The 21,525-nt window shown below is 36.8% G+C and carries 23 protein-coding genes and 1 riboswitch; of the genes, 8 read left to right on the top strand and 15 right to left on the bottom strand.

From position 1 onward, the window contains the following. Nucleotides 1-24 precede the first annotated feature (24 nt). The 3 genes from QUF91_RS10770 (at nucleotide 25) to QUF91_RS10760 (ending at nucleotide 1,397) form a co-directional block, all read left to right on the top strand. The gene (locus tag QUF91_RS10770; RefSeq protein ID WP_289417765.1) at nucleotides 25-465 is read left to right on the top strand and encodes a MerR family transcriptional regulator; all 441 of its coding nucleotides are present in this window, start codon (nucleotides 25-27) and stop codon (nucleotides 463-465) included. Then, a complete protein-coding gene (locus QUF91_RS10765) occupies nucleotides 452-805 on the top strand; it encodes a DUF4260 domain-containing protein (protein ID WP_285395348.1) in 354 nt (117 codons plus the stop codon). Before QUF91_RS10770 ends, QUF91_RS10765 begins: the two co-directional genes overlap by 14 nt. Nucleotides 806-1,067: 262 nt before the next feature. Next, nucleotides 1,068-1,397: a YrdB family protein gene (locus QUF91_RS10760; protein WP_289417764.1), complete on the top strand. Its 330-nt coding sequence runs from the start codon at nucleotides 1,068-1,070 to the stop codon at nucleotides 1,395-1,397. Nucleotides 1,398-1,424: 27 nt separating this feature from the next. Here QUF91_RS10760 and QUF91_RS10755 read toward each other — a convergent pair whose 3' ends face one another. The 5 genes from QUF91_RS10755 to QUF91_RS10735 all read right to left on the bottom strand — a co-directional run bounded on the left by QUF91_RS10755 (nucleotide 1,425) and on the right by QUF91_RS10735 (nucleotide 5,977). After that, complete coding sequence (locus QUF91_RS10755) at nucleotides 1,425-2,372, bottom strand: MBL fold metallo-hydrolase (protein ID WP_289417763.1); 948 nt, start codon at nucleotides 2,370-2,372, stop codon at nucleotides 1,425-1,427. A gap of 162 nt (nucleotides 2,373-2,534) precedes the next feature. Next, on the bottom strand, nucleotides 2,535-2,756 hold the full coding sequence (locus QUF91_RS10750; protein ID WP_289417762.1) for a hypothetical protein: 222 nt from the start codon (nucleotides 2,754-2,756) through the stop codon (nucleotides 2,535-2,537). A 10-nt stretch (nucleotides 2,757-2,766) separates the two neighbouring features. Further along, nucleotides 2,767-3,834, bottom strand: coding sequence for a LolA family protein (locus QUF91_RS10745; protein ID WP_289417761.1), 1,068 nt, complete (start codon nucleotides 3,832-3,834; stop codon nucleotides 2,767-2,769). Continuing rightward, nucleotides 3,834-5,282: a HAMP domain-containing sensor histidine kinase gene (locus QUF91_RS10740; protein ID WP_289417760.1), complete on the bottom strand. Its 1,449-nt coding sequence runs from the start codon at nucleotides 5,280-5,282 to the stop codon at nucleotides 3,834-3,836. The genes QUF91_RS10745 and QUF91_RS10740 overlap by 1 nt, the downstream gene beginning before the upstream one ends. Then, nucleotides 5,279-5,977 carry a response regulator transcription factor gene (locus QUF91_RS10735; protein ID WP_285395339.1) on the bottom strand — a complete coding sequence of 233 codons (699 nt, stop codon included), beginning with the start codon at nucleotides 5,975-5,977 and terminating at the stop codon, nucleotides 5,279-5,281. Before QUF91_RS10735 ends, QUF91_RS10740 begins: the two co-directional genes overlap by 4 nt. A gap of 406 nt (nucleotides 5,978-6,383) precedes the next feature. Between QUF91_RS10735 and QUF91_RS10730 the strand changes: the two genes are divergently transcribed. Then, nucleotides 6,384-6,632, top strand: a complete 249-nt coding sequence (locus tag QUF91_RS10730) for a hypothetical protein (protein ID WP_289417759.1) — start codon at nucleotides 6,384-6,386, stop codon at nucleotides 6,630-6,632. 451 nt (nucleotides 6,633-7,083) lie between these two features. Here QUF91_RS10730 and QUF91_RS10725 read toward each other — a convergent pair whose 3' ends face one another. Together QUF91_RS10725 and QUF91_RS10720 are read right to left on the bottom strand one after the other, a co-directional pair. After that, nucleotides 7,084-8,100 carry an inorganic phosphate transporter gene (locus tag QUF91_RS10725; protein ID WP_285400314.1) on the bottom strand — a complete coding sequence of 339 codons (1,017 nt, stop codon included), beginning with the start codon at nucleotides 8,098-8,100 and terminating at the stop codon, nucleotides 7,084-7,086. Between the two features lie 15 nt (nucleotides 8,101-8,115). Then, the gene (locus QUF91_RS10720; RefSeq protein ID WP_285400313.1) at nucleotides 8,116-8,736 is read right to left on the bottom strand and encodes a DUF47 domain-containing protein; all 621 of its coding nucleotides are present in this window, start codon (nucleotides 8,734-8,736) and stop codon (nucleotides 8,116-8,118) included. A gap of 870 nt (nucleotides 8,737-9,606) precedes the next feature. On the opposite strand from QUF91_RS10720, the gene nhaC reads away from it, so the two are divergent. Continuing rightward, nucleotides 9,607-10,989: a Na+/H+ antiporter NhaC gene (nhaC, locus tag QUF91_RS10715; protein ID WP_285400312.1), complete on the top strand. Its 1,383-nt coding sequence runs from the start codon at nucleotides 9,607-9,609 to the stop codon at nucleotides 10,987-10,989. A 380-nt stretch (nucleotides 10,990-11,369) separates the two neighbouring features. Continuing rightward, the gene (locus QUF91_RS10710; protein ID WP_285400310.1) at nucleotides 11,370-11,771 is read left to right on the top strand and encodes a hypothetical protein; all 402 of its coding nucleotides are present in this window, start codon (nucleotides 11,370-11,372) and stop codon (nucleotides 11,769-11,771) included. Nucleotides 11,772-12,228: 457 nt separating this feature from the next. On the opposite strand, the gene bioF is transcribed toward QUF91_RS10710, so the two are convergent. From bioF to QUF91_RS10670, 8 genes are all read right to left on the bottom strand, one after another. Further along, nucleotides 12,229-13,398 carry an 8-amino-7-oxononanoate synthase gene (bioF, locus tag QUF91_RS10705; RefSeq protein ID WP_285400309.1) on the bottom strand — a complete coding sequence of 390 codons (1,170 nt, stop codon included), beginning with the start codon at nucleotides 13,396-13,398 and terminating at the stop codon, nucleotides 12,229-12,231. 3 nt (nucleotides 13,399-13,401) lie between these two features. Further along, nucleotides 13,402-14,133 (bottom strand): 6-carboxyhexanoate--CoA ligase, encoded by a 732-nt coding sequence (bioW, locus tag QUF91_RS10700; protein ID WP_285400307.1) that lies wholly within the window; start codon nucleotides 14,131-14,133, stop codon nucleotides 13,402-13,404. Beyond that, nucleotides 14,114-14,617 carry a hypothetical protein gene (locus QUF91_RS10695; RefSeq protein ID WP_285400305.1) on the bottom strand — a complete coding sequence of 168 codons (504 nt, stop codon included), beginning with the start codon at nucleotides 14,615-14,617 and terminating at the stop codon, nucleotides 14,114-14,116. The genes bioW and QUF91_RS10695 overlap by 20 nt, the downstream gene beginning before the upstream one ends. A gap of 264 nt (nucleotides 14,618-14,881) precedes the next feature. After that, the gene (locus tag QUF91_RS10690) at nucleotides 14,882-15,430 is read right to left on the bottom strand and encodes a GNAT family N-acetyltransferase (RefSeq protein ID WP_285400303.1); all 549 of its coding nucleotides are present in this window, start codon (nucleotides 15,428-15,430) and stop codon (nucleotides 14,882-14,884) included. A gap of 150 nt (nucleotides 15,431-15,580) precedes the next feature. Next, entirely contained in the window at nucleotides 15,581-16,309 is a 729-nt protein-coding gene (gene queE / locus QUF91_RS10685; RefSeq protein ID WP_289417758.1) for a 7-carboxy-7-deazaguanine synthase QueE, read from the bottom strand. After that, nucleotides 16,302-16,775, bottom strand: coding sequence for a 6-carboxytetrahydropterin synthase QueD (queD, locus tag QUF91_RS10680; RefSeq protein WP_289417757.1), 474 nt, complete (start codon nucleotides 16,773-16,775; stop codon nucleotides 16,302-16,304). The genes queE and queD overlap by 8 nt, the downstream gene beginning before the upstream one ends. 3 nt (nucleotides 16,776-16,778) lie before the next feature. Continuing rightward, nucleotides 16,779-17,438, bottom strand: coding sequence for a 7-cyano-7-deazaguanine synthase QueC (gene queC / locus QUF91_RS10675; protein ID WP_289417756.1), 660 nt, complete (start codon nucleotides 17,436-17,438; stop codon nucleotides 16,779-16,781). A gap of 371 nt (nucleotides 17,439-17,809) precedes the next feature. After that, nucleotides 17,810-17,856, bottom strand: a riboswitch (PreQ1 riboswitch). Between the two features lie 567 nt (nucleotides 17,857-18,423). Beyond that, nucleotides 18,424-19,050, bottom strand: coding sequence for a hypothetical protein (locus QUF91_RS10670; protein ID WP_289417755.1), 627 nt, complete (start codon nucleotides 19,048-19,050; stop codon nucleotides 18,424-18,426). 232 nt (nucleotides 19,051-19,282) lie between these two features. Between QUF91_RS10670 and QUF91_RS10665 the strand changes: the two genes are divergently transcribed. Both QUF91_RS10665 and QUF91_RS10660 read left to right on the top strand, forming a co-directional pair. Then, a complete protein-coding gene (locus QUF91_RS10665) occupies nucleotides 19,283-20,320 on the top strand; it encodes a LysM peptidoglycan-binding and 3D domain-containing protein (protein WP_289417754.1) in 1,038 nt (345 codons plus the stop codon). Nucleotides 20,321-20,656: 336 nt separating this feature from the next. Further along, nucleotides 20,657-21,415 carry a class I SAM-dependent methyltransferase gene (locus QUF91_RS10660; RefSeq protein ID WP_289417753.1) on the top strand — a complete coding sequence of 253 codons (759 nt, stop codon included), beginning with the start codon at nucleotides 20,657-20,659 and terminating at the stop codon, nucleotides 21,413-21,415. Nucleotides 21,416-21,525: the final 110 nt, after the last annotated feature.

Below are 21,525 nucleotides of genomic sequence, written 5' to 3'. Positions count from 1 at the left end.
AGGATAAATTCAGGAGGTGCTCACATGCATATCAAACAGTTTGCAGCTAAATATAATTTATCTACTGATACAGTGCGTTACTATGAAAAAGAAGGATTACTACATCCAAATAAACAGGACAATGGCTATCGAGTGTACGATGTCACTTGTGAACATACTATTAAATTTATTTTAGTATTAAGACAGCTCGGCTTCACATTACAAGAAATCAAACAACTACTTACACTAGAACAAAAGCCTGTTTCAGATTCATGCAATCAAGAAACGGTTCAGCTATTCTCTGCAAAGATCACTCACATTGAACAGCAGTTACTTTTTTATCAGCAGGCACTCCAATCCTTACAGATCACTCAAACATTAATGGCTGAAGGAAAATATGCGGAAAATAAAATGGTCATTGGCTCACTTATCGAGGATATGTATAACAAATTACAGGAAGGTCGTGGTCATCATGAAACTACGTAAAATTATCTCATTGGAATATTTAATAGCATTTTTAGGAAGTGTATTTTTCTACTGGCATTTCGAATTTTCGTTCCTTTATTTTGTATTGTTTTTATTACTACCTGATATAAGCATGCTAGGCTATATTGTCAACACGAAAGTCGGCGCATTATTCTACAATATTGGCCATAGTTTAGTTGTCCCAGTAATTCTCTTGATTATAGGCTTTGTTACTGTATCGACACCGCTTCTAATGGCTTCTATTATTTGGCTAGCCCATATATTTTTAGATCGTGCACTAGGCTATGGATTAAAATATGATGAAGCCTTCAAGAAAACTCATTTACAGCAAATAGCTTAAGGTCGTATCGGCGGGGTTGGCTTTTTATCAGCGATTTTGACTCTTTTATCAGCGATGGGCGGGGTTTTATCAGCGATGTTCGATGGTTTATCAGCGATTCTGACTGTTTATCAGCGATGGTCGGCGTTTTATCAGCGATTTTGACTCTTTTATCAGCGATGGTCGGCGTTTTATCAGCGATGAGCATTCTTATCAGCAGTTCTATTCACTTTATCGGCGTTTATGTTCATCCTTTCAAAAGCCAATTTTTCGGAGGTTTAATATGGTATTGAATTTAGCTCTTCGCTTTCTCTTAGAGATTTGTGTGTTAATGGCTCTCGGGTATTGGGGACTACAAACTGGGAAAGGCATTTTCTTCAAGCTTTTACTTGGAATTGGAGCCCCTGTTTTAGTAGCAATTATTTGGGGTACTTTTGGTTCACCCAAAGCAGCGATACCCGCAGATGGTATTTTACACATTATGCTTGAATTAGGGATATTTTCTTTAGCAGTCATAGCTCTGTATGCTACAGGACGAACTCAATTAGCTTATGTATTTGCAATATTAATTATCATTAATCAGATTTTATTGTCCGTATTTCATCAACGCTAAAAAATCCACGTTTTCAAAAGTGGATTGTTAGCTTTTATGAAGGTATGTGTATATCGTTGTAAGGTTAGCTTTAATACCGTTTACTCCCTTCCATTCCTTATACTCCTTCGGTACATCAAACTCACAAATAAAATCTTCAAGTGACATTTTGTTTTGAAGAGCCTCTTTTGCACGTTGAATCATGAAAGATAAATAATCAATTAATGTATCACATAAAGTCATAGTAGCAACGCGACCATGACCAGGTACAATTATATTTATATCGATTTGTTTAATTCGCTTTAATATTGTCAAAAATTCCTCAGGATTATAGATCGGTACATGTAAATCCTCTGTCGCCAAATCACCCATAAAAGCTATTTTTTCTTTAGGTAGGTACATAAATGTATCACTAGGTGAATGTCCTCCGCCAAAACAATATAATTCCACTGTTCTATTTGCACCAGAAATAGTCAATTTTTCTTCAAACAACAGGCATGGTAAAACGATTTGTAATTGGGATAAATCATCCAACACCTTCGACATTTCTTGATATTGGTTAATTAAGCTTGCTTTTAAAATGTTATCTTCTGTTGAATCGATTTGATTTTTAAGCTGAAGCAGGTAATGATCCATGTCCTTCTTTTCCTTCTCATAATCTTCAACCTTATTTTTTTCATTACACAATTTCTCAGTTAAATATGTAGAAATAATCGTTGTATCTGAAAATTCTTGATTTCCAAAAACGTGATCTCCGTGATAGTGACTGTTAATCAAATACTTTACTTTCTTACCCGTTAAACTTTCAGCTTGGCGTCTTAATTCTCTCCCCGCAGAAGGAGTACTGAGTGAGTCAAAGACAAGAAGCTCTTCACCTAAATCAATTATTCCCGCATTACTCCATGCACCTTGACCTGGCTTAGCAATCGCAGCAAATATTCCATCACATAAAGCATGCAAAGTAAAATAATCAGTTTCTACAATCTCACATTCCATTCACAACTCTCCCTAAAAGTTTTTACATATTATAGCATTTAAATTTGAAGTTGAATCAAGATAAAAAAGAAAGTGAATGGGACATAACTGGTCGAAACCTTAAAAAGCGCGAGAAATCAATTTTAGAAACGTTGATTTCTCGCGCTTTTCTTATTCCTCACATTAAATAAGTCGCTTAATCATCGTCTCATATAATGCAACAATTAATATGCCTCCAAATATAGGGATTAAAGAAGTAAAGCTAAAATAAAACCCCTCCTCATTGTATTGTCCTAAGAAATGAAATTGCAGCCATGAAACGTCATATGTTTCGCCTACACCATATAAAAAAACTGTACTAAATAAAAACAATGCGAGACATTTTATAAATTCATTTCTCTTCATACAATTCACCTCACTTTACGATGGTCATTTGTTTTGCGTATGCGGCAAGGTCTTCAATTGTTAACTCAGAATCTCCAATAAAAATGGTGTATTGATAGCCGTTTTCCTGCCAGCTAATACTACGGAATTTTTTCTCATCCATTACAGTACCTTTTTGACCTCGGATGTCCATTTCTTTTTCACCAAAAATAGGCTCCACCTTAGTAGCATTACTATTTGCTTTAAAAACTGCTACTGAAATATCTTGCTGATCATTCTTTGAATAATTAAAGGTATACTCTGAACGATCTTCTATCCCTTTATCTAATGAAATACCTTCCAAAGTTAGTCCATTTTCTTCTGGCACCATTAAAAATTCACCAAGCTGTTCTTTCACTGTATCCAGTGTTACTGACTCAGATTCAGGTACACTTATATCTTCCACTTTTGCATCCTTTGGAATATCAATTGTAAATTGTGCATCATCAATTTTTGCACTGTCATCAAGTTTCGTATACTCTGTTGTCATTTTATTTCCGGCACTATTCGTTATTGTTTTTAATATTACCCATGTTTTTTTATCAACCCATACTTCTATATCACCTATTAAAGTATCATCTTTTTTAGCTTTCGCTACAATTTTATACGTATCTCTTCCAGCAATCTTCTCCTCTCCTGCAATTTTCACATCATGTGTATCCTTAATTGTGTTAAATAGCATTTCTAACTGATCTCTTTGTGATGGGAATTCATCTAACCCGCCTTTGCTAATATCTATTTTATGAACAGTATTTTTAACAACATCATACATCATAACCTGTGAGCCATTGTTGACTGCGATGCTATGCTCACCATTTTCTGCTGTTGTCTCAATACGTCGTTTACCATCTTTAGTCCACTCTTTGATTTGAGCTTTTCCACCAGCCTCGCCCATATCCATTGTGTATTCACCGTAATAAGCAAGTGGTTCTTTCGTTTCCTGTAATGCATGATCAATAATTTCCTGTGGTGAATATGATCCCTCCGTATTACAACCTACTAAGCTAAACGTTAATGCGGCAACTAAGCCTGCTGCACGTAATGATTTTTTCCAATTCATTATGAAATCTCTCCTTTAAATGGTGGCAACCAGCATAGTACAGCTGTTCCATAGCCTTCTTTTGATATCAGCTCTACTGTCCCACCATGCTTTTCTATTATTTGTTTTGCAATATTTAAGCCTAGTCCAGTACCTCGCTCCCCAGCCTTTGTTCGTGCCGTATCAGCTTGGTACATTGGCTCAAATAACTTCTCAATATTTTCTTTATTTACACCTTGCCCGCTATTTTGCACAATAATATACATACCATCATGCTTTGCCAGTGCTGGCTTCATAAAATCAAAGCACCATATAGGACACTTCCCAGCATTTATGGCTGCTAAACCTATCGTTGTACTTATTTCTCCATAGCGCCAAGCATTACTTATTAAATTGTCGATCACACGTTGAAGCTGCTTCGGATGCACTGCATATAGCCCTTCTATGTCACAGGTAACTTCAAGTGTAAATCCTTGATTCTCACTTAGCTGCTCATAATCCGACAGTGCCATTTCAAAAAATTCTTCCCCATCTACTGTAATAAGTTCTAAACTATAGTTTGTAGATTGCAGTAACGTGTACATTAGTAAATCATCTAACATATGCTTCATCGTTTCAGACTTTGTTAAAATAATCTGTCGGTACTCGACTTGCTGTTCTTCTGATAATGCCTTGCTTTGTAAAGACTCAGCATATGCTTGAATAGCTGTAAGGGGTGTTTTCAAATCATGAGAAATACTTGCAATCATTAGCTCTTTTTGCTCTTGTTCAGCTTTTAAGTGAGTACGAGCAGTTTCTATTTCATCCTGCATCGCAAGAAAGGTTTGAGCAAGTTCACCAATTTCATCTTTTCTTGCTACTAAATTCGATTCCACATGCTCCCCCTTTGCAAAAGCACGCATTTGCCGCATCAGTTCATGTAACGGTCGATTTAATTTACGGTTAAGCAGCATCATTAATGCAAAATAAATTAGAAGAAATAATAGTATAGAGCTCGCTATTACAAGCCAAGAACGACTTTCTACACCTTTTACCCAATCCGTCCTAACTAATTGAATTTTATAAACCCCAAGCAATTCCCCATCTTGATAAACTGGTTCTTTATAAGTAAAGGCATTGTAGTTTTGCTTTAATTCATATAAGCCTTTAAAAACACTCTCTCTAGATTCATATTCCAATCTCAACGGATTTGAGGAATACAAAACAAAGCCAGATTTCGAGTAAAGTGTGATAGCGAGCTGATCGTTCGTTAGTGCTTCAATTCCTTTTCTATCCGCATTTTTCTTATAATGTACAGGATTTTCGAGAACCGATTTTACCTGATTAAGCTCTGTCAATTTTTCGAAATACTCAGCAACGTTTTTATCTTGATAATAGGCGTTAATCCACACATAAAGGCTATATGCACCTGCTATCGGTAAAATCATCACGATGAAAAAAGTGATGAGTAACCAAGTTTTAATTTTCATAGCGGTTCACCAATAAAGCGGTAGCCCTTGCCCCATACTGTCTGTATAAAATACGGGGTTTTGACTGGGTCTTTTAGCTTTTCTCGTAGTGCCTTTATATGAACTGTGACTGTATGTGTTTCAACTACGCTTGCCTGTTGCCAAATATGCTGATATAGCTCTTCTTTGGAAAAGGTTTGACTTGGATTTTTCGTAAGTAGTTTTAATACAGCAAACTCCTTCTGTGTTAAAGCAAGCTCTTCATCATCAAGGCGCACTGTTTCCTTTTGCCAATCAATCTTTAAGCCGTATGCAAAGGATGTAACATCTTCAGCGATTTCTTTTTTTGTATAACGTTTCCAGCGACGTAAGTGTGAGGCTACGCGCGCCTTTAACTCCTCTAAACTAAACGGTTTCGCTATATAATCATCAGCGCCCTGCAAGCCCTCAACCTTATCTGCCTCTTCCTTACGCGCACTCATCATTAAAATTGGTACATCACTTTCCCAGCGGATATTTTGACAAACCGTAAGACCATCCATCTCAGGTAACATCCAATCGACTAACACTAAATCGAACGAATCTGCTTGGAAATCAGCTAATCCTTCAAGTCCTGTTGTTGCCCAAGTAACTTGATAACCCTCTTGTTCAAGCGTATCCTTTACAATACGTCCAATCGCCGTATCATCCTCAATCAGTAATAGCTTTTCTTTCATCTGTTTTCCTCCTGTACTAACCTTACTATGTAAAAAGACATTTTTTCTGAACTTTATACTTTCTTTATAATTACCATAGATCTGGCTATACGTCGATTCTCCTTTTATATCCGTCGGTCTGGGCTGTCTTTCCGTCGCTTCGCCTTTTTTATCCGTCGCTCTGACCAGCCTTTCCGTCGCCTGCATTTCTTTCCGTCGGTCTGACCGGTATATCCGTCGCTTTACCTTTTCTATCCGTCGGTCTGACCGATCTTTCCGTCGCCTGTATTTCTTTCCGTCACTTCGCCTTCTCTATCCGTCGTTCCAGGCGTCCTTTCCGTCGCTTCGCCTTTTTTATCCGTCGCTCTGACCAGCCTTTCCGTCGCCTGCATTTCTTTCCGTCGGTCTGACCGGTATATCCGTCGCTTTGCCTTTTCTATCCGTCGGTCTGACCGATCTTTCCGTCGCCTGTATTTCTTTCCGTCACTTCGCCTTCTCTATCCGTCGCTCCAGGCATCCTTTCCGTCGCTTCGCCTTTTTTATCCGTCGGTCTGACCAATCTACCCGGCCCTGCATTTCTTTCCGTCGGTCTGACCGGTATATCCGTCGCTTTACCTTTTCTATCCGTCGGTCTGACCGATCTATCCGTCGCCTGTATTTCTTTCCATCGCTCTGACCGGAATATCCGTCGCTTTATCTTTTCTATCCGTCGTTCTGACCGATTTATCCGTCGCCTGTATTTCTTTCCATCGCTCTGACCGGAATATCCGTCGCTTTACCTTTTCTATCCGTCGTCCTGCTCGGCCTTTCCGTCGCTTCGCCTTTTCTATCCGTCGTTCTGACCGGCCTTTCCGTCGTCTGCATTTCTTTCCGTCGCTCTGTGCGTCCTTTCCGTCGCTTCGCCTTTTTTATCCGTCTGTCTGACCAATCTATCCGTCGCCTGCATTTCTTTCCGTCGCTCTGGGCTGGCTTTCCGTCGCTTTTCCTTCTCTATCCGTCGCTCTGACCGATCTATCCGTCGCCTGCATTTCTTTCCGTCGTTCTGCTCGGTCTTTCCGTTGCTCTACCTATCTGATTTAATCAAATCAAAAAAGGAATGCACGCAAATTGTGCATTCCCTCATTATGTTAGAAAAATAAACTTAATAAAAAATAAATAGCTCCTGCCATGACTGCAGAGATTGGCATTGTGATCACCCATGTCGTCACAATTTTTCGTGCCATACCCCATTTAACACCTTTTACACGATGTGCTGTTCCTACTCCCATGATGGATGAAGAAATAACATGTGTTGTAGATACTGGCAAGTGAATTAATGTCGCTCCAAAAATGATAGATGCAGAAGCAAGGTCAGCTGCAACCCCATTTACTGGACGGATTTTCATAATCTTACCACCAACTGTTTTGATGATTTTATAACCACCTACTGATGTACCAAGACCCATCGCACATGCTGCTGCAAAACGTACCCAGAAAGGAATGTCATCACCTTGATGCAAGCCTCCTGCAATTAATGCAAGTGTTATAATCCCCATCGCTTTTTGCGCATCATTAGTACCGTGAGTAAATGATTGTAAAGCTGCTGTCCCAATTTGCATCGTTCGGAAACCTTTATTCGTTCGATATAAATTCATATCCTTGAATATAACTTTAAATAACGACATCATTAAGAAACCAGCTGCAAACGCAAGTAATGGTGAGAAAATAAGCGCTTGAAGGATTTTTATAAAGCCACTGTAGTTCAAAGCATCAAAGCCGGCCGCTGCAATGGCAGCCCCTGCCACAGAACCAATTAATGTATGTGATGAACTAGACGGAATTCCAAAGTACCAAGTTACTAAATTCCATGTTATCGCTGAAAATAATGCCGCTAAAATAACGACTGAACCTGTAGTATCTCCATCAAAAGCATTCAAGCTGTATGGGTCAACAATATCCTTTGTCAATGCTTTCGCTACCCCAACAAATGTAATAGCTCCTATGAAGTTCATACCCGCAGCCAAATATACTGCTGTTCTCGGCTTCAAAGCTCTTGTTGATACAGAAGTTGCGATCGCGTTGGCTGTATCATGGAAACCGTTAATAAAGTCGAACACAAGTGCGAATATAACGATTAATATTGTTATTAGTAATATCGTATCCATTTCGTACACTCCATCTTACGCGTTACGCATAATTATTGTTTCAATTGTATTTGCTACTGTTTGACAGCAGTCTGCAATATCTTCAAATTGTTCGTAAATATCTTTGAACACGATGATACGCATTGGATCTTTTTCTTGGATAAATAATTGCTTCATCGAAGAACGGAAAATTTCATCACATTCACGCTCATAGTCCTTAATTTGAATCGCATGTTTACGCATTTCTACAAGCTTTTTACTATTTAATAGCTCCATTGCTTGTACCATTTCATCTGTACTTTTCGCAATATATGTTAGGAATTGACGCATTGGATCTGTAACTTCAGTTAAATTATACATATCAAAATGAGCAATACAGCCTTCCATGCCATCAATTACATCATCTAATTTATTTGCAAGAGCTAAAATATCTTCACGTTCGATAGGCGTCATAAACGATTTATTCAGCATAACGATAAGCTCATGAATCAATTTATCTCCACTTTTTTCATATTGTTTCATCGTGTCTGCGATCTCTTTTAAGGCATCAATATCTTGAATACGTGCATTATGTGCATAGTAAATACCTTCATTAACATTTTTAGAAATGTTTAATAACGCCTTAAAAAATGGATCTTGCTTGTTTGAGTTGAACATAATGTTCCTCCTGTTGAATGAATATTATCAATTTCTGCAATCATCATAACAAAACCTTTACACATTTCTACAGATTTTTAAACAAAAACGAGTTGAATTTACATAAATGTAATATAAAATTCGCCACATTTATTTTTAAGTACTTTTCCAAGTTGAAAACGTTGGAAACTCAACGATGAAAATTACCGTTTTTTCTTTATATATTACCGTTTTTTCTTTTATTTTAACAAAAATACTTGTAAAAACTTTTTTCTCTTCAATTTTTTTATCTTTATTAATGTTAAGGAATTGTAAACGTTCTTTACATAAATATGTCGAATCTTCATTGTTACTTATTACCAATTAGTAGTAATATAAAGCATTGATTTTCGCTCCGACTGGGCGACTTTCCTAGGAGCGTCCGATGAGCCGGTTAAAAGAAGGTTGTGAGTCATTATATAAATGGACATCGATTTACTATCACACGCAATACTTTTAGTGCTCGGTTTTATCGCACCCTTTTTGAATGTGATTGTTGGTGGCGGAGGACTCTCATGGATGTTGGTCTGTCGCCAAGTACAGCTATCACCACAAACTGGCCAATATAATGAAACAAGCATGCTAACATTTGTTTGATGTTAAAATTTACATACATAATACATTTCATTAATTGGTGCATACACCGTACATCTTATTTCCCCAGCTATAACAAAGCCTCTAATGCTTGTTATGCTCTTCCTAGTTGCTACTTATACGGTTTTCAAGAAAGTTTGGGACCGTACCGATCGCCATGACAGAATTTTCAATCAATTGACAAAATTTATTAGCGTGCTATAATACTTTTGGGCTTCACCGCATTGAAGCGTAGAAGTAACTGTTAGGAGGTTTAGCATGTTTCGAATTGAAGCAAAAAGTAACCCTCGATTTATCGAGGCAAGCTTCATCATACTATTAATTATTGCCACGATGGCGTTCAGTATTGGGTATTTACAAGCGACACCCCACATACCTATTTTACTTGTCATTTCACTTTTAATTGCCTATGGATTACTAAAAAAAGTTCCTTTTCGTGAGCTTGAAGCTGGTATGGTTGCAGGTGCAAGTGCTGGTCTTGGAGCCGTTTTTATTTTCTTCTTTATTGGTATTTTAATTTCGAGCTGGATTATGGGTGGTACAATTCCAACGCTCATCTACTACGGTTTTTTAACGGTTTCACCAAGCTTTTTCTTTGCAATTGTATTTCTTATTTGTAGTATCGTCGGCATTTCTGTTGGTAGTTCATTAACAACAGTTGCGACCGTTGGCGTAGCTTTTATGGGCATTGCAGGTGCAATGGACATCTCTTTATCCATTACAGCTGGGGCAATTGTTTCTGGCGCCTTCTTTGGAGATAAAATGTCTCCCTTATCGGATACAACAAATCTTGCATCTGGTACGGTTGGCGTAGATCTTTTCGAACATATTAAAAATATGGGTTGGACAACGTTTCCAGCTTTCTTAATATCATTTGTTCTTTATGCAATATTATCGCCAACAGGAGCAGATACTTCATTTGAAACAGTTGAGCAATTTAAAGAGGGCTTACTGTCAACTGGACTTGTTCATTGGTATACATTATTACCAATTGTAGTTCTTGTTATTATGACATTTTATAAAGCACCCGCACTGATTACACTTGCAGTCGTCTCAATTATTGGTGTTGGACTTGCCTACATACAAGAACCGATTGCACTGTCAAATGTATTCAAAATGCTTTTTGATGGCTATGTCTCTAATACTGGTAATAAGGACGTAGATGCATTACTGACACGTGGTGGTATGAACAGTATGCTATTTACAATTGCATTAGTTTTATTAGCATTAACAATGGGTGGTCTATTATTTACGCTCGGCATTATTCAAAGTATTTTATCGAAGGTGGAAGGTTTCTTTAAAAGTGCTGGCTCTGTTATTACAGGCGCTGCCATTACAGGAATTGGTGTCAACACATTAATTGGTGAGCAATATCTATCCATCCTCCTAACTGGGGAAGCATTTAAAGCACAATTTGAGAAGGTTGGACTTGCCCCTAAAAATCTATCCCGTGTCATGGAGGACGCAGGTACTGTAGTGAACCCTCTTGTTCCGTGGAGTGTTTGTGGTATTTTTATTGCTAGTGTACTAGATATACCAACAACATCTTACCTGCCATATACCTTCTTCTGTCTACTCGGACCAATTTTAACAATCATCTTTGGTTGGAGTGGCAAAACATTAACGAAGCTTGAAAAATAAGATTGGTAGCTGATATTAAAGAAAAAAGAGAAATCGATGCCATTCGATTTCTCTTTTTTCTTGTTTGACTAAATCATTCTATTTTCTTTACCCTATTTCTCTGTTAATAGCAGTATATTTCCGGAGATTTACTACCTTGAGAACTTTTATAGACTAACTTTTTCGATTTATCGACCAACTTTCGATTAATATCGACATCTACCTCCATGAAACACTAAATTTTTCATTAAAAAAGCGCGAGAAATCAACGTTTCTAAATTAATTTCTCGCGTTTTTAGGTTTTGAACGAGTTTTGTCCCAGCTACCTTTTTTGTTGAGTATCTTTCATGTTAAACTGTAAATTAATAGTAGTCGTGTTTGAATTGAGGGGTTAAATCGAAATGAGAAAATGTTGTTTTAAATTGAATTTACCATTAGAAGGTGCCAAAAAAAGATATTGCGATTGGATAGATGAGGAAATTGATAAATCAATCCATATTTCACAACATGAAAATGGATGGACATATTTTGTAGACTTAGAAGGAGAAGCGTTCTTTGGTTTAACAAATGAATCTTGGATGGAACTTGCAATGGATAATTCCGTTACTTATGGATACTACGACGAGGATTTTAACGCAGAGCTACTAGTAATAGAAAATGGCAAGTTAATACGAGAATTTTCACTTTATGAAGATGAACCAGATGCTAATGAGAATTTTGGATCTATTGAATATGAAAAAAGTTCTCCAATAGAGGATTGGAATGATGTAGCAACTTTTCTTGAAACGGAATTAAATATTTAATTAAAATAACAAGAGTATGTTTTGAAAAACTATTCAATACATACTCTAATTTTAATATATTTCTAACTTGATACATTTGTCTCCTAAGATGAAACGTCGTCTGTCTTAATCATTTTTTCATTGTCCTTTGATGATAATAACTCTTCTAATACCTGTTTCTTCTTATCTTAATCAATATCCAAGACGTCACCTACATTTACACATTTGTCTTCATAAGAACTTGCAATTGGATTTTCCATTTATTATCCCTTTTCCAATTGTAAGGATTGTTTTATTATCAATATTAGAATCTGCAACGCCAAGTATTTTTGGCAAATTCGTTCCTTGAAAGACCGATTAATTCTTTATCTATACATATTCAAATGACTTTATTTCAACAAATCCATTTTTCTTTAAAATCTTAACAGTTGATAGTTCTTTATCTGACAAAACCTCTAAAACTTGATATTATGACCTTTTATACAATACCCATTTCTTTCCCTATTTTCTTCATTTTATTTATGACTGTATTGAGCTGCTCCATTGTATGGGTAGCCATTACTGTAATCCGCAACCTGCTTGACCCTTTTGGCACAGTTGGTGGTCGAATCGCTGGAATAAAGACACCTTCATCCATAAGTTTTTCAGAAAATTGCACAGCTTCACGGGAATCTCCAATAAGAAGCGTTATAATTGGTGTTTCCCCCTCATTAACTACAAAACCGGATTCCCCCAATTTTAAACGTAAATACTTAGCATTATTCAGCAATTGTTCCCTTCGTTCGGGCTCATTTTGAATAATGGATATTCCTTCTCGTGCAGCCTCAATCGCACTTGGAGATAAACCTGTTTGGAAAATAAATGATCTAGCGTTATTTAGTAAATAGTTTTTTGCAATGGACGACGTCGCCACAAAACCACCCTCTGCACCAATCGCTTTACTCAGCGTACCCACTGTAAAATCAATCTCATCTTTCAATCCAAAATAATCAGCGGTACCTCGACCTTCACTTCCTAAGACACCTGTCACATGCGCATCATCAATCATTATGTAAGCATTGTATTTCTTTGCTAGCGCAACTATTTCGGGAAGTGGAGCAATATCACCATCCATACTAAAGACGCCATCCGTCACAATTAACTTCTTTCCATCTCCATGTGATTCTCTCAATTTATGCTCTAAATCCACCATATCCGCATGTTCATAAACAATTGTTTTTGCTTGACTAAGGCGACAACCATCTATAATACTCGCATGATTCCAAGCATCAGAAAATATAATGTCCCCTGCCTTCATCACACTCGAAATTACGCCAATGTTCGCTAAGTAACCACTGCTGAAAACAATGGCAGATTCAGTTTTTTTCAAATCCGCAATTTCAGATTCAAGCTGTTCATGAATATCGAAATTGCCAGTTGTTAATCTCGAACCACCAGCTCCTGTACCGTATTTACTAATACCTTCAGATGCTTTCTTTTTCAACCGAAAATCTGTTGCAAGACCTAAATAGTTATTAGATGAAAAAAGCAAGAATTTCTTACCATTCATGATTACCTCGCTCTCATTGCCATTTGAAAACGAACGTAACTTCCTTGTCAATCCTTTCTCTTCTATTAATTGTAGTTCCCGTTGAAACCAATGATCCATTTGTTAATCCCTCCTAATGAGAACAGGTACGCTTTCTAAATAATCTATATAAGAGTCTAGTTCAACTTCATCTGACACAAAAAAAGCACGCCCTCCGCTCTCACAGCCTTCCCTTTTTAACGGTGTAATTCTAACATAACCAATGTCACGATTACTTACATAGCCAGTCACGTAATCTGGATCATCAGACCAACATAATTCTGCAATTGTAAACGGAGAATTTGCCACTTTCGACGCCAGAGCCAACGCTTCACGTACACGCTCATTAAAGTCCCCATCAGCATCTTGCCAATCGATTCGTGATACACGAACACCCTTTTGCCCCCGATCGTCAAGCCGTATGCCGGTTTTACTATTTAGGATGATTGCCCCACGGAGATTTTGATTACTACTAAGTTGATGAAAAGCAACATTCAGTGCATGTTCCGAAACACCTAATGAGGTTAGTATCTTTCTTGCTTCACTATGGGCCTTTTCGATTGAAGTCGCCTCAACTGTCGTAATTTCTAAGGGTGGCATATACTGAATCTGATCAGGCGCAATTTTTTCAACGGTAATTTGAATAAAATCAGCATCGCCACGTGAATGATTACTTGCTTTGTTCAATAACTGTTTTACAATTGGCTCTATCTGAGATTTACTACCTATCCGTTCACCACCAGATATATGCTTTTCCCCAAGTTCAGGATTTCTTTCAGCCGCACGCATTCGAATACTATAACACGCTTTTAACATGATTTTTACCAGCTACTTTCCTATTAATTGTATATAACATTTTCGTTAGAGGATAAACACTAATAGCTGTGATTACCATGCCTGGAATAGCCAAAACTAATAACGGTAAAAATGGAGTCCCTAACGTAAAAGCCAAACCAAATCTAGCAATCGTTGTTCCAATTGGACCTGCCAAAACAAGTACCGGAATTGAAGTCCCAAATAAAACTATGAGCAGTCCTACAGTCAATCGAAAAATTAAGGCGATCTCTACATTTAAGATCGAATGTATACCTAATAAAAATAAGATTAAACTTGCAATGATCCCCGCTAGAAAATATCGCTTAAATCCAAACACTGCTGCAATCGCAACTGCAATGGGTGCTGATAATTGAAATTCAGACCCAGGAATACCTGTTGGAATTTTAAACATGCCTGTAACGATAATAAGACAAGCTAACAATGAAATCTGAGCAAGATCATATGTAGAAAACTTTCTGATCATTTTATTCCTCCTATTCTCCCTAATTTGTGTTAACCATATTAAATAATAAGTTAACACAAATACGGATTGGAAAGTAGATAAAATGGTAGGATTTTTTATTATTTGTGAAAATGGGGTTTTGTTACTTATCGAAGGTTTAAATTAAAACCCCTGATTTTTCTACGCTAAGCAGAAGAATCAGGGGTTTTATTAAGATCTATTGCTTATTAATCTTCTTTAGAGAATGTGTATCAGAAACAACATCGTTCTTGTCTACTATTAAACTTACTTTGCGTTTATAAAGTAAACTAGATGATCAGTCCATTTGTCGTCCTCGAATATGAATCCTTTCCTCGTGCATTCATACACCATTCCAACACTTTCTGCTAACTTTATAGATGCCATATTATCAAGGTTTATGTGAGCTTCTATACGATGATAATTTAATTTTTTAAACGCTAGATCTAAGGAAGCTTTTACAGCCTCATTCCCATAACCTTTTCTCCAAAACTGGTTATGAATTGTATATCCGAACCTGGCCCATTGAAATTCTTCCCTCATAATTGTCGAAAAGTCTATAAAACCAATATGAGTATTATCTTCTTTTCTAAACACTCCAAATACATAGACCTTGTCATCTTCAGCCATTTGATAATGTTTAGTAACTAAATCACGAAACCATTCTTTCGTACAGATGCTCATATCTAATTTACCTTGATCGTATTTATGTTGAGAAGGTAAACGATTTTCATATTGGGTTAGCCAAGAAGAATAATCACCTTCTTCAAGAAATCGAATAACTAATCTATCTGTTTCAGTTCTTATTTTATTCAATCGAACACCTCATCTAGAATACTTTCTATTCTTATATAGATTATTCGACATAAGGGATTTTTTTCCTTCCTATCCTGTACTTTCACATCGTCCCAAGTTAATCATAATCCTCTTCTAGAGATTTTTCCTAAAGACATTTTTGTAATGGCACTATACCCCTCTTTTATTCCCCCATACAAGGGCATGCAACTGTGGCAGTACTTTGACATCTGTTAATTCCTCATCCTTCATCACTTTATCAATCAGCGCATGATATTTATCTAATAAATGTGTAATTAATCGTGAATTGTCCGTCGTCGTGAGATCATCGTTACCGACTTGGAGATAAAAAGGAATCATTGGATACCTATGGTGAATTTGTTTAGCATACTCGTAATCCTCTTGATTGAAAACGACTACTTTGAGGGATACATGGTGATTACTGTTTCGATTTTTTAGTTTTTCGAAGATATCAGAGAGCACCGAATAGTTTGTGGTCATTCCAGAACTAGGTGGCTTTGGGGAAATTGTCAGTTCATCAATCTCATACATCCATTTTTGCCACCTACTTCCCTGAGTTTCCACCCCGACCTTTATGTCATTTTCTTTTAAAAGTGTAATGACCCCCTCCAAATTTTGGATGAGTGCAGGATTGCCGCCTGAAATCGTGACAAATGAAAAGCCACTGCCTCCGAGACGTTTCAACTCAGACCAAATCTCTTCAGCTGTCATTTGGACAATAAGATGCTTTCCGCTGCCATCCCACGTAAACGATGAATCACACCAAGAACAGGAATAATCACAGCCGGCAGTTCTCACAAACATTGTCTTTTGGCCAACTACCATTCCCTCACCTTGAATCGTCGGTCCAAAAATCTCGATAACAGGTATTTTACTCAACTTCCATCCACTCCCGTCTCGCCTCTGCATAGCTAGTCGGAGTTTCATATAGCTGGATAAACTCAACACGCGCACCGTTATATGTTTGTTCATCAAGTAAGGCCTCAGCCAACTTTTCGTAAATCCAAACAACAATGTTCTCAGCCGTCGTATTCATGGGTGGAAGCGTTTCATTTAAATAACGGTGATCCAAATGAATCTCTATTTTTTCTTTCCATATTCTTTTTATGTCGCCAAAATCAATCATCAAACCGCGTTCATCTGTGTATCCACTTAGTCCTAATATTACGCGATACGTATGACCGTGCAGGTTTTTACATTTCCCCTCATAATCATGTAAATGATGGGCAGCATCGAAGGTAAATTCTTTGCTTACGAGCACACGCTTTGCATGATAGTTCAATTGATTTCTTTGAATATCTACATCTATTTTTTGGAGCTTATCGACGATTCTAAAATCTGACATGCCTTAAGACTCCTTCCTATAACTCAAATACTCATCAAGCCCTTTTTTTCGCAGTTTACATGCTGGGCATTCACCACAGCCATCTGCTATTACACCGTTATAGCAAGTCAACGTTCTTTCCCGAACAAATTCAAGTGCTCCAAACTGATCAGCAAGCTCCCATGTCTGAGCCTTATTGAGCCACATCAACGGTGTATCAATCACAAAGGAATCATCCATCGATAAATTTAACGTTACATTCAAGGATTTAATAAAAACATCTCGGCAATCCGGATATCCGCTAAAATCTGTTTCGCAAACGCCAGTTACAATATGCTTAGCTCCTACTTGGCTCGCTAAAACGCCTGCAAATGAAAGAAAAAGAAGATTTCGACCAGGTACAAAAGTCGATGGAAGCTCACCATTTTCACCGTCTTCTACCTTTATGTCTTGTCGTGTCAATGCATTCGGAGCAAGCTGGTTCAGGAGTGACATATCAAGAATGTGATGCTTGACACCGAGCTCCCCTGCTATCATCTTCGCACATTCAATTTCAAGACGATGCCTTTGACCATAATCAAAAGTTACTGCCTCAACCTCTTGAAAACGTTCCTTTGCCCAGAACAAACAAGTTGTACTGTCCTGGCCTCCACTAAATACAACAATTGCTTTTTCCTGCTTCATGTGTAAAATCTCCCTTGTATCAAAAAAACAGCACTATAAGAAAAAAAATACTGCTTCTTCTTAGTTTTTTTTAGAGGGTAGCTAAATACCTCTTTCTTGATTGAACTATTCAATTCCGCATTTATCGATAATCAATTTTTTCTGGATTAATATCGTGATTCATTAAACGACATATGAATATTTTGTACTTTGGTTCCCCAATAATGTTAAATCCGTCAGTCCTTCTTCTAGGCTTTGGCCAGACATAAAAAAACCTCCTTGTAAAATGTTTCCCAACACTTTTCAAGAGAGGCATCACCAATCGTTCTATTAAAACATAAGTAAAAACATAAAAAAAGCCACGTCCGATATGGACATGGCATAATTATCATGTTTCCATAGTTTTTTATAGAGGGTATCAGCTATGAACCTCTCCCGTTCTAGTCCGGGCATTCTTTTGTTCAATATAATACAAAAAAACAGTACAAAATGTCAAATTATTTTTTATAAAATCTGCTTCTCTGAAAAAACCACTGTTATACTGCCCTATATTTTGCAGTACACTATACACTTTACTGAGCTTAGATTTATTTATATTTTTCGAACAGCTCTCCTTAAGGGAGCTAAGAGCGGTTTACCCAAAATTTATTATTTTGGACATTTAAATGCTATTTATATTTACAAGGAGCAATTATTGAATGTTAAAAATCGAATGAATAGTATATTAACATCAATTGTCTATAATTGTGATTTTAGTAAAAAATGACTCTACGGATCAAAGTAATGAAAGGTTCAAATGGAGCTATACAGATTCACTAAAAAGCTGAATCGAACCAGCTTTTTATATTTTCATTAAAACCGCACTACTTATGATACGGTTCTCCGTAACGCGGCCAAGTGCGGTTTTTATTTTATGAACATTTATTCAATAATCCCTAATAACATCGCTGGTGCTAAAATTCACATTAATGGCACGGCACATATAGGGGAATTTTCACAATTTTTATTAAGCTTCTAATGTTTTATAAATATTTTTGACTCTTTTTAATTGTGGTGCAGTTAGGTATTTTTCTCTTTTTCGTAACACTTTCAATAATTCCTCTTTATTTTCATCTGTTACGGCTAATAGCGTACTTTCCGAGTGCTGAGGAATTTCCTTTGTTCTGCAATTCTCAAGGTGATGAAGTAATATTGGAAAAATCACATCATTGTTTTCCTTACTGACAGCTGCTAGCTTCGCAAGAGTTAGGACACCTTTATCAATTGTAATAACTGAACCAACTTTTATAGCACTTTTTAATATATTAAGATGAGCCATAATGGTTTCTGATGCTCCCTCCGCAATCGTTGCTAATGCCGTCATTCCACCCCAGACTAAACGATTATTAGGGCTTTTTAGCAACTCTATAAAAGTCAGGACATACTTACTGATGAGTTCTGGTTTAACTTGCCCAATTTCGTACGCTACTTTAATACAATCGTATTGAATCTTTTTATCTTTGCAAGTTAGGTTTTCAATTATTTCTTCTATGCACGTATAATTTTCTTCATTAACTAATTTATGTGCCAGCTCAATATTTGGCTCTTCATCGTTTCGATTTAATTGAGAAGCTAACAGGTTCACAACTGACATGATTATCCCTCATTTATTAAATTTATTTAATGTATAAACATTATCACATTTAACCCTTAATGAATCAGGTATCTTCGTCATGGAAATAGTATCCTTTACTATTAGTAATATTATTGCAATATAAATGCCATAGACGAAATCAAATTAACACCTCCTTGTTCTTTTTCTCAGAAAAATCTATGTTACGATGATTTTACATTAACAACTAAGAACGCACATGGAGGATTAATAAATGCTTAAAAAAATAATTTCAATTGTACCCGTTGCAATGCTTTCGGCAACTTTAGGTGCTAATGCTCAAGCTGCAACAATTACCGTACAAAAAGGAGATACTCTTTGGGATTTATCTCGTGCACATAATACTTCTGTAGAAAATATCAAAACATTGAATCATATTCCTACTAACCTTATTCACCCTGGCGATGTCCTTACCATTGCACAACAATATACCGTTAAGCAAGGTGATACACTATGGGACATAGCCCTAGATCATCAAGTCACTGTTTCGCAAATTAAAGAATGGAACCAATTACATACGGACCTTATTCATCCAGGTTTAAATCTATCCATTATTAATGGTACGAAAACGAGTACGGCTGTAACTGACAAACCAATAAAGCCTGCAGCTCATGCAGCAAAGGAAACTACAACTTTAGTAACAAATAATACAACTGCAATGGAGGGTAAACCTGAAGAAACTGTTTCATCAACAAGTAAAACAGCTTCAAAGGATAGTGCACCTGAAGCGACCGCTCCATCAATAAGTAATACTGCTTCAAAGGAGAATACACCTAAAGCAACTGCTCCATCAACAAATAATACTGCTTCAAAGGAGAATACACCTAAAGCAACTGCTCCATCAACAAATAATACTGCTTCAAAGGAGAATACACCTAAAGCAACTGCTCCATCAACAAATAATACTGCTTCAAAGGAGAATACACCTAAAGCAACTGCTCCATCAACAAATAATACTGCTTCAAAGGAACTTTTAGTGAAAGCTTCAGCCTATACGGCTTCATGTGAGGGATGTTCTGGTATTACTGCTACTGGAATTAACCTTAAAACAAACCCAAATGCGAAGGTCATCTCAGTTGACCCAACTGTAATTCCACTGGGTAGTAAAGTTTATGTGGAAGGCTATGGTGAAGCAATCGCAGGGGATACTGGCGGTGCAATTAAAGGAAATCGAATCGATGTCTTTTTCCCTTCTCAACAAGATGCAATTAATTTTGGAGTAAAACAATTAAAGGTCACAATATTAGACTAACTTAACCGGTCTAATAAGCAAAAAAAGAACCAGATTAGGTTCTTTTTTGCTTATTTATTCAATCCTACACCATCTTTTTGCTTTTAAATCTGGACCATATTCTAAAATGCATAATTCTTGGTGATTCTTTTGTGTATTCTTTCTATCTGCAGTTAAGTTCTTTAAAAAAACCGCACTTACTTATGATAAGGATCTCCAAAATTAATGCTAAATTGATGTTTATTGAGGTTAGTATAATCCCTCCCTATATTCCAATATGGAATCAAAACTGATCATTTTCCGCAATTCTGTTCACCTAAACTCTCTGTTATGCTCAAACAAAGGAGATGAAGAGAAATGACAACAACATGGAATGCCAATTTATATGATCAAAAGCATGACTTTGTTTCAAAATTTGGAGGAAGCTTAGTAGACTTACTTGCACCACAAGAAAATGAAAAAATTTTAGATGTCGGTTGTGGCACAGGTGATTTAGCACATGAAATTGCATCGCTTAGTGCCAATGTTCAAGGGATAGATGCCTCGCACGATATGATTTTCGCTGCACAGCAAAAATATCCTGACATTAAGTTTCACACACTGGATGCTACCGCACTTCACATGACAAATCAATTTGATGCGGTCTTCTCAAACGCTGCCCTTCATTGGATGAAGCAGCCGGATGGAGTCATTCAAAATATTTACACTGCACTTAAACAAGGTGGTCAATTCGTTGCTGAAATGGGGGGCCACGGTAATATTGCTTCGATTGTATGGGCACTTCAAAAAAGTATGGAGGAATTAAAACTATCTTATATAGAAGAATATTTCCCATGGTATTTTCCAACTTTAGAAGAATATCAGTCGAAATTAGAAAATGCAGGCTTTACTGTTGAAATGATTACACTATATGAGCGCCCAACACCTCTTCAAGGCGAGGATGGACTACGTAATTGGCTAGTAATGTTCAGCAATAATATGCTCAAGCATTTATCAGAAACTGAAAAAGAACAGATCTATGCAAAATGCGAAGAATTATTAAAGCCTATGAATTATCAGGACAATCAATGGGTTGCTGATTATTGTAGATTACGCTTTGTTGCAATAAAAAAATAACATTTTTAAATATAGAACAGTAAAAAAGCAGACCTTCTCACAAATGGAATCGCAGTAAACAGAATAATTTAGTACGTAAAAAACGCTTGGAAAGTCCAAGCGTTTTTCTT

The sequence above is a fragment of the Lysinibacillus sp. G4S2 genome, assembly GCF_030348505.1.
GTDB lineage: Bacteria > Bacillota > Bacilli > Bacillales_A > Planococcaceae > Lysinibacillus.
This window is presented reverse-complemented; position numbering and strand designations above follow the sequence as displayed.

Excerpts from the sequence above, each read along its gene's own strand:
- QUF91_RS10770 (WP_289417765.1), top strand. The coding sequence starts at position 25 with ATGCATATCAAACAGTTTGCAGCTAAATATAATTTATCTACTGATACA.
- QUF91_RS10765 (WP_285395348.1), top strand. The coding sequence starts at position 452 with ATGAAACTACGTAAAATTATCTCATTGGAATATTTAATAGCATTTTTA.
- QUF91_RS10760 (WP_289417764.1), top strand. The coding sequence starts at position 1,068 with ATGGTATTGAATTTAGCTCTTCGCTTTCTCTTAGAGATTTGTGTGTTA.
- QUF91_RS10755 (WP_289417763.1), bottom strand. The coding sequence starts at position 2,372 with ATGGAATGTGAGATTGTAGAAACTGATTATTTTACTTTGCATGCTTTA.
- QUF91_RS10750 (WP_289417762.1), bottom strand. The coding sequence starts at position 2,756 with ATGAAGAGAAATGAATTTATAAAATGTCTCGCATTGTTTTTATTTAGT.
- QUF91_RS10745 (WP_289417761.1), bottom strand. The coding sequence starts at position 3,834 with ATGAATTGGAAAAAATCATTACGTGCAGCAGGCTTAGTTGCCGCATTA.
- QUF91_RS10740 (WP_289417760.1), bottom strand. The coding sequence starts at position 5,282 with ATGAAAATTAAAACTTGGTTACTCATCACTTTTTTCATCGTGATGATT.
- QUF91_RS10735 (WP_285395339.1), bottom strand. The coding sequence starts at position 5,977 with ATGAAAGAAAAGCTATTACTGATTGAGGATGATACGGCGATTGGACGT.
- QUF91_RS10725 (WP_285400314.1), bottom strand. The coding sequence starts at position 8,100 with ATGGATACGATATTACTAATAACAATATTAATCGTTATATTCGCACTT.
- QUF91_RS10720 (WP_285400313.1), bottom strand. The coding sequence starts at position 8,736 with ATGTTCAACTCAAACAAGCAAGATCCATTTTTTAAGGCGTTATTAAAC.
- nhaC (WP_285400312.1), top strand. The coding sequence starts at position 9,607 with ATGTTTCGAATTGAAGCAAAAAGTAACCCTCGATTTATCGAGGCAAGC.
- QUF91_RS10710 (WP_285400310.1), top strand. The coding sequence starts at position 11,370 with ATGAGAAAATGTTGTTTTAAATTGAATTTACCATTAGAAGGTGCCAAA.
- bioF (WP_285400309.1), bottom strand. The coding sequence starts at position 13,398 with ATGGATCATTGGTTTCAACGGGAACTACAATTAATAGAAGAGAAAGGA.
- bioW (WP_285400307.1), bottom strand. The coding sequence starts at position 14,133 with ATGTTAAAAGCGTGTTATAGTATTCGAATGCGTGCGGCTGAAAGAAAT.
- QUF91_RS10695 (WP_285400305.1), bottom strand. The coding sequence starts at position 14,617 with ATGATCAGAAAGTTTTCTACATATGATCTTGCTCAGATTTCATTGTTA.
- queD (WP_289417757.1), bottom strand. The coding sequence starts at position 16,775 with ATGTCAGATTTTAGAATCGTCGATAAGCTCCAAAAAATAGATGTAGAT.
- queC (WP_289417756.1), bottom strand. The coding sequence starts at position 17,438 with ATGAAGCAGGAAAAAGCAATTGTTGTATTTAGTGGAGGCCAGGACAGT.
- QUF91_RS10670 (WP_289417755.1), bottom strand. The coding sequence starts at position 19,050 with ATGTCAGTTGTGAACCTGTTAGCTTCTCAATTAAATCGAAACGATGAA.
- QUF91_RS10665 (WP_289417754.1), top strand. The coding sequence starts at position 19,283 with ATGCTTAAAAAAATAATTTCAATTGTACCCGTTGCAATGCTTTCGGCA.
- QUF91_RS10660 (WP_289417753.1), top strand. The coding sequence starts at position 20,657 with ATGACAACAACATGGAATGCCAATTTATATGATCAAAAGCATGACTTT.